The 2,865-nt window shown below is 57.9% G+C and carries 2 protein-coding genes; both read right to left on the bottom strand.

Translation table 11 applies throughout. From position 1 onward, the window contains the following. Positions 1-192: 192 nt before the first annotated feature. Positions 193-1,554: a dihydrolipoamide acetyltransferase family protein gene (locus H5U08_RS14685; RefSeq protein WP_297034644.1), complete on the bottom strand. Its 1,362-nt coding sequence runs from the start codon at positions 1,552-1,554 to the stop codon at positions 193-195. A 401-nt stretch (positions 1,555-1,955) separates the two neighbouring features. After that, positions 1,956-2,865: Gfo/Idh/MocA family oxidoreductase (locus H5U08_RS14680; RefSeq protein ID WP_297034642.1), on the bottom strand; the 910-nt coding region annotated here is incomplete at its 5' end.

Below are 2,865 nucleotides of genomic sequence, written 5' to 3'. Positions count from 1 at the left end.
GACCTCCCCCCAGTACGACAAGTTGACGATCCATGGATGACGATTCTCCTTCTTTTCTCTATCCCAGCAATACTCTTCGCCCTTGAGGATGACCACGCCCTCTCAAAAAACCATCCCCCGATTGTGCGATACACCTCGGATGTCTCGGGCCTTTCGTGGTCGGCCGGCAGTGGGATGATCTCCACTGGTCAATCAACACACGAGCAACAATTTCCCTGGCGATTGCAGCCAATCGATGACCTCGTTCAAGAACCGGGCGGCCGTCGCACCGTCCACCAGACGATGGTCGTAGGAAAGGCTCAACGGCATCATATAGCGGGGAACGATCTGGCCATCACGGACGACAGGCATCCACCGGGAACGCCCGACCAACAGGATGGCCACTTCCGGATAATTGATTATCGGTGTGCTGTACGTCCCACCGACGGCTCCCAGATTGCTGATGGTGAACGTACCCCCGCGCAGGTCGTCGACGGTAAAGTCCACGTTTCGGGCTTTTTGAGCCACACTCGCCAGAGCGCGGGCAAGCTCCGGAATCGACAATGTGTCTGCATTACGGACCACGGGCACAACCAGGCCTCGCGGAGTGTCCACAGCAATTCCCAAATTGACATATTCCTTGTAGATGATCTGTTCATTCTGGTCGTCGATCGACGCATTCAAAAGAGGATGATGCCGCAGAGCGATCGCCACCGCCCGCATAATGAACGGCATCATTGTCAACTTAATCCCCGGTCCAACGAAGTCGGGTGGCACCGACTTGCGGAGATTCTCCAGGTCTGTCACATCTGCGTCGTCGAAATTGGTCACGCGTGGAATGGTGGTCCACGACTTGGTCATCTGCGCCGCAATGGTCTTGCGGATTTTGCTCATTTTTTCCCGCCGGATACTTCCCCAGTTATCGCGGTCTGGCTCCCCGGGCGGGACTACCGGGCTGGGCACGCCGACACCCACGCGACCGGCAACCAATCCTCCTGCGGCTTTTTGAACGTCTTCAGGCGTGATGCGGCCAAACCGGCCGGTCCCCGTCACCGACCGCAGATCCACGCCCAGCTCGCGTGCCAGTCGCCGGACGGCAGGCCCCGCCGGAATCGGCTCCGTCGATGACCGTCCATCATCCGTGGGGCGTCCGACACTCACGGGCGACTCACTCGGAGCCTGCGGGACCTCAGCAGCGGGTGGCGGGACAGGCTCTGCTTCCTTTGGAGAAGCCGCTTTTTCCTCGGCCGGGGCCGGTTTTTTCACATCCGCAGCTTTTTTTACATCCGCAGCTTCCGCAGCGGGAGGTGCCGAGGCGGCTGCTGCTGCACCAGCTCCTTCTTCTTCAACGATCAGAATGGTTTGGCCAACCTTGACAGTATCTCCCTTCTTGACGAGCACCTTGCTGATTTTCCCCGCGTAGGGACAGGGAATCTCCACGACCGCTTTGTCGGTTTCCAACTCCACCACCGGCTGGTTGCCAGTGATGGTGTCTCCCTCCTTGACCAGTACATTGACAATATCGCCGGAGGATACGTTTTCACCAAGATTGGGAACTTTGAACTCCACTGTCATCGCAATTTCCCTTGCAATTTTCGGAAATCTCTGTCTCGCCGAAAACTCGTTTCAAGGGCTAACGCCAGCGAAGAAAACTCCTCCACAGGCACTTCGCCAGACATTTGACCAAGGGGAACGTGCCGCCTGTGTCATTTCGGGCTGATCAAATTACACAATTATAGGCCGTTGAGCCAAGATCTTATTTCTAGCAAACCTCTGCCAACCATTCTTCCCATAAAGCGGCAGAACCAGATCTGCCGATCCGATACTGGCAATAAACCTTCCTATCACGATTAGTTCGCGGCAACGCACTTTTATTGGCCCCAACGTTTGACAGCATTGCTTTTGCTGCAATGCCTTCGGCTTTTCCGAACATTCCCGCGGGCCGCCGGCATCACGCGCCGCAGAAGTGACCATTCCTACGATGCCCGCCGAAGATTGCCAACGCCCACCTTGCGCGCCTGAAGGTCCGGATCTTTTTCCAACGGGAGCGTCACCATCCGGCCTTCTTCCGCCGCCTTATACACGGCGAGGATGATCTCCACCGATCGCCGTCCCTCGTAACCGTCGATGAGTGGTCGCGTGCCCTCTCGAATGGCCTTCGCCACATCCATGAATTGGCGGGCGTGACCATGATGCCCGATTGCCGCCGGGTCCGAAGCCCCGCCGCCTCCGCTGACGCGGGCCGCCATCTTTTCCTTGACGATCTGATCGTCAGGATGCTCCTCGGCAAAGTCCCATTTCACAATGTCTTCTTCTTCCATCACCGCAGAGCCACGGTTGCCATGAATCTCGATTCGCTTCAGGTAGCCGGGATACGCGGCGGTGGTCGCCTCCAGCACACCCAAGGCGCCGTTTTGAAAACGGAGCACCGCAACGGCGACATCCTCCACTTCGATCCTCTCATGGGCGAGCAGGGCTGTCGCTGCCTGAATCTCGCTCACAGGTCCCATGAGCCAGGCCAGAAGATCGACGCTGTGGATGGCCTGGTTCATCAAGGCTCCCCCGCCATCGAGCTGCCAGGTGCCTCGCCAGGCTCCGCTATCGTAATACTGCTGTGTTCGCCACCATTTGACATACGCGTCACCGAGAGTCAGTCGCCCAAAGCGCTGCTGATCGATGGCCCGCTTCAGGAGTTGACTTGAATCGTGGAACCGAGAAGGAAAGATTGTGGAGAGAACCACTTTGGCCTCTTCGCATGCGTGAATGATCGCGTCGCACCGTTCCAGCGTGATTTCGAGCGGTTTTTCCACGATCACGTGTTTTCCTGCCCGAGCCGCCGCCACAGCAGGCTCCATGTGCGCACCGCTCGGAGTTGCCACCGTCACC

This window comes from Thermogutta sp., from assembly GCF_014359955.1.
In the GTDB taxonomy this organism is placed as follows: Bacteria; Planctomycetota; Planctomycetia; order Pirellulales; family Thermoguttaceae; genus Thermogutta.
This window is presented reverse-complemented; position numbering and strand designations above follow the sequence as displayed.

Coding starts and splice junctions, on each gene's coding strand:
- H5U08_RS14685 (WP_297034644.1), bottom strand. CDS start 1,554: ATGACAGTGGAGTTCAAAGTTCCCAATCTTGGTGAAAACGTATCCTCC.